Here is a 4042-nt window from a genome sequence, read left to right as displayed (position 1 = left end):
GCGGCCTCGGCCCGGGCGGTGGACGCCGGCGCGGCCACGGTGTTCCGGGCCGTCCCGGGTGTCGATCAGCACCTCTCCGCCCTCGGCGGGGCGGAGACGTGCTGATCGACGGAACGGACGCCGGCGTCGCGGACCAGGGCAGGGCCCTGCGGGCGCTGGTGGGCCGGCTCGACGACACCGCCGGGCTGCTGGCCGGGATCCGTGACGCCGTCGCCGACGCGTGGGACGACCCGGCCGGGCACGCGGTGACGGCCCGGCTCGACCTCGTCGGGCGCGAGCTGCGCCGGCTGGCCGACGAGGGCGCGCGGGACGCGGCCCGGGCGGAGGACACAGCCCCCGCCGATACGGCGCGGCACGGTCCTCCGGCACACCACGACCCGGCGATGCCCGGACGCCCGTCGCGGTCGGGTGCGACGGAGCCCGAGGCCGCGGGCCCGGTACCCGCGGACGTTCCCGGCATGCGCCTTCCCGGCCTCACCGGTACGCGCGTCACCGGCCGGCGCGGACCCGTGGCCCCGTCGTTCGCGGACCCGCCCGAGCGCTGAGCCGGGCCACCGCGGCCCGGCTCCCCGGACACCGGGACCGCCTCGCTCCCGGTTGCGGCCGCCATCGGCCCTCGGGTCCGCGCGCTGATCCGCGGCCCGCGCGCGTCCGGACGCACGCGAGGAGCGGATCACCGCGCGGGCAGCGGATCACGGCGCGGGCGGATCACCGTGCGGGCGGCGGATCACCGTGCGGGCGGCGGATCACCGTGCGGGCGGCGGATCACGGCGCGGGCGACGGATCGCCGCGGCGCGGTGGTCGCGCCGCGGGGTCAGCCGCCGATGCCCAGCAGCCCCGACGACGGCTGCTGGTCCTGCTCGCCGTCGGGCTCCGGCGTGAGGTCCACCACCGGCGCCCCGGGGACGTTCCCCGAGGTCAGCGAGGACACCCGCTTCTCGTTCTGCAGCTCCTGCATGAGGAACGCCGTCACCAGCGCCCGGGTGATCTTCCGGGTCCGGTGCTGCGGGCGGTTCTGCAGCAGGAAGCTCGTCCAGTGCCTGCCCTCGCAGAACCCGAGGTGCCCGGCCTTCTCGATCTCGCGGAGCGCCACGTCGGTGCCGGCCTCGTGCTGGGCGGCGGCGATCCGCTGCGCGTGTCCCTCCATGGGGGCCAGCGAGTCGACGGCGGCGGCGAGGTGCAGCGTCGGGACGGTCACCGCGGCGGCCGCCTCGATCGCGGACGGCTTCACCTCCGACGCGGCGAGGGTCACCAGCGCGCCGAGGCGCTCACGCCGGGCCGCGGCGAGGACGGCGGCGCCGCCCCCGGTGCCGTGCCCGACCAGCGCGGTCTTGCGGGCGTCGACGCTGACGTGGCCGTCGCCGAGCCGGACGCCGACGCACACGTCGAGGACGGTGTTCAGGTCCGTGGCGAACCGGGCGACGCTCGGGACCGGGCCGCGCTGGGTGTTCGGCGCGGCGGCGACGAAACCCCAGGTCGCGAGGTGGCGCAGCAGCTCGTGGTAGCGGTGCGCGGGCTGCAGCCACGCGTGCCCGATCACCACGGCGGGCAGCTGGTAGCCCTCCGCGGGGGTGTAGACGATGCCGGGCAGACCGATCAGGCCCAGGTCGCCGTGCTTCACCGGGTTCGGCCCCGGACGCGACAGCACACCGAGGGCGTCCTTGGCCCCCTTCATCGACGGGGGTCGGGTCACGCTGGTCCGGGCCACGGTCGGCACCGTACCGGTGCAGGTCACCGCGTGCCCGACTCGCACGGACGTCCGGCGTGGCGCCGGACCGACCCCGTCGCCGGAAGATCGGCAACCGGGCGTCGATACGCTCATCCGTATGTGTGGCATCGTCGGTTACGTCGGTCATCGGTCCGCACTCGACGTCGTCCTCGGCGGCCTGCGACGACTGGAGTACCGCGGTTACGACTCCGCCGGCGTCGCGCTGCCGGACGGCGGTGAGCTGCTGGTCGAGCGCAAGGCCGGAGCCCTGGCCAACCTGGAGGCACGCCTCGAGGAGATCGGTCGCGACCGGTTCACCGGGACCTCGGGCATCGGGCACACGCGGTGGGCCACGCACGGCCCGCCCACCGACCGCAACGCCCACCCGCACCGCAGCAGCGACGGCAGGGTCGCGGTCGTCCACAACGGCATCATCGAGAACTTCCTGGAGCTGCGCGCCGAGCTGGAGGCCCGTGGCATCTGGGCGGAGTCCGACACCGACACCGAGACCGCCGCGCACCTGGTGGCGCTGGCCCACGCCGACGGCCCGACGAAGGGCGATCTGCCCGCGTCGGTCCGCGCCGTCGCCCGCCGGCTGGAGGGCGCGTTCACCCTGGTCGTGACGCACGCCGACGAGCCGGAGCGGATCGTCGCCGCCCGCCGCAACTCGCCGCTGGTGCTCGGCATCGGCGAGGGGGAGACGTTCCTGGCCTCCGACGTCGCGGCGTTCATCGAGTTCACCCGCGACGCCGTCGAGCTCGGCCAGGACCAGGTCGTGACGATCACCCGCGAGGGCTACGACGTCACCGACCTCCACGGGGAGCCGGTCGGGGTCAACCCGTTCGAGGTGACCTGGGACCTCGCCGCCGCCGAGAAGGGCGGCCACGACTACTTCATGCTCAAGGAGATCGAGGAACAGCCGACCGCGATCGCCGACACCCTGCGCGGGCACCTCGTCGAGGGCCGGATCGTCCTCGACGAGCAGCGTCTGACCGACCAGGACCTGCGCGACGTCGACAAGGTCTTCGTCGTCGCCTGCGGCACCGCCTACCACTCCGGGCTGCTCGCGAAGTACGCGATCGAGCACTGGACCCGGATCCCGGTCGAGATCGAGCTGGCCAGCGAGTTCCGCTACCGCGACCCGGTGCTGGACCGCTCGACGCTGGTCGTCGCGATCTCCCAGTCCGGCGAGACCGCCGACACCCTGGAGGCGCTGCGCCACGCGAAGGAGCAGAAGGCCCGGGTGCTGGCCATCTGCAACACCAACGGAGCGCAGATCCCGCGCGAGTCCGACGCGGTGATCTACACCCACGCGGGCCCGGAGATCGGCGTCGCCGCGACCAAGACGTTCACCGCCCAGGTCGCGGCGAACTACCTTATCGGCCTGGCCCTGGCCCAGGCCCGCGGGACCAAGTACCCCGACGAGGTCGTCCGCGAGTACGAGGCGTTGGAGGCGATCCCGGCGGCCGTCGCCGAGGTGCTGGAGTCCCTCGGCGAGGCCCGTGCGCTCGGGCAGGAGCTGGCGCCGTCGAAGGCGGTGCTGTTCCTCGGCCGCCACGTCGGCTACCCGGTGGCACTGGAGGGCGCGCTCAAGCTCAAGGAGCTCGCCTACATGCACGCCGAGGCCTTCGCGGCGGGCGAGCTCAAGCACGGCCCGATCGCGCTGATCGAGGACGGGCTGCCGGTCGTGGTGGTGATGCCGTCGCCGAAGGGGCGCGCGGTCCTGCACTCCAAGCTGCTGTCCAACATCCAGGAGATCAAGGCGCGCGGGGCGCGGACCGTGGTCCTCGCCGAGACCGGCGACGAGACCGTGCGCCCGTTCGCCGACCACCTCTTCGAGCTGCCCGCGGTGCCGACGCTGCTGCAGCCGCTGGTCGCGACGATCCCGCTGCAGGTCATCGCGGCCGAGATCGCCCGGGCCCGCGGCTACGACGTCGACAAGCCCCGCAACCTGGCGAAGTCGGTCACCGTCGAGTGATCACCGGTCGTGGAGCGGAGCGTCCGCGACGCGGGCGTCCCGCTCCACAACCGTCGATCATGGTCGCCCGGCGCTAGCCTCGCGGCCATGCACGGGCTCCACACCGCGGACCAGGTACGGGCGGCCGAGGCGGCCATGATGCGCACCGTCGGCGACGGGGTGCTGATGCGCCGGGCCGCGGCGGGGCTCGCGCACCACGTGCGGGAGTTCCTCGGCGCGACCTACGGCCGCCGGGTGGTGCTGCTCGTCGGGGCGGGCGACAACGGCGGCGACGCCCTGTGGGCCGGTGCCGAGCTGCGCCGCCGGGGCGCGCACGTCACCGCGGTGCTGCTGGCGCCGGCCCGTGCGCACCCGGC

The 4042-nt window shown here is 74.8% G+C and carries 4 protein-coding genes; 3 read left to right on the top strand and 1 reads right to left on the bottom strand.

The features are described from left to right. Positions 1–98 precede the first annotated feature (98 nt). The gene (locus NH602_RS28915) at positions 99–545 is read left to right on the top strand and encodes a hypothetical protein (protein WP_253069462.1); all 447 of its coding nucleotides are present in this window, start codon (positions 99–101) and stop codon (positions 543–545) included. A gap of 269 nt (positions 546–814) precedes the next feature. On the opposite strand, the gene NH602_RS28910 is transcribed toward NH602_RS28915, so the two are convergent. Beyond that, entirely contained in the window at positions 815–1708 is an 894-nt protein-coding gene (locus NH602_RS28910; RefSeq protein WP_253069461.1) for a dienelactone hydrolase family protein, read from the bottom strand. A 118-nt stretch (positions 1709–1826) separates the two neighbouring features. Between NH602_RS28910 and glmS the strand changes: the two genes are divergently transcribed. After that, positions 1827–3686: a glutamine--fructose-6-phosphate transaminase (isomerizing) gene (gene glmS / locus NH602_RS28905; protein ID WP_253069460.1), complete on the top strand. Its 1860-nt coding sequence runs from the start codon at positions 1827–1829 to the stop codon at positions 3684–3686. Positions 3687–3773: 87 nt separating this feature from the next. Beyond that, the coding region (locus NH602_RS28900) for an NAD(P)H-hydrate epimerase (RefSeq protein WP_305882479.1) at positions 3774–4042 on the top strand (269 nt) is incomplete at its 3' end.

The sequence above is a fragment of the Pseudonocardia sp. McavD-2-B genome (genome assembly GCF_024124365.1).
GTDB lineage: Bacteria > Actinomycetota > Actinomycetes > Mycobacteriales > Pseudonocardiaceae > Pseudonocardia > Pseudonocardia alni.
Note: the sequence above shows the minus strand (reverse complement) of the source record. Positions and strands in the feature narration are given on the sequence as shown.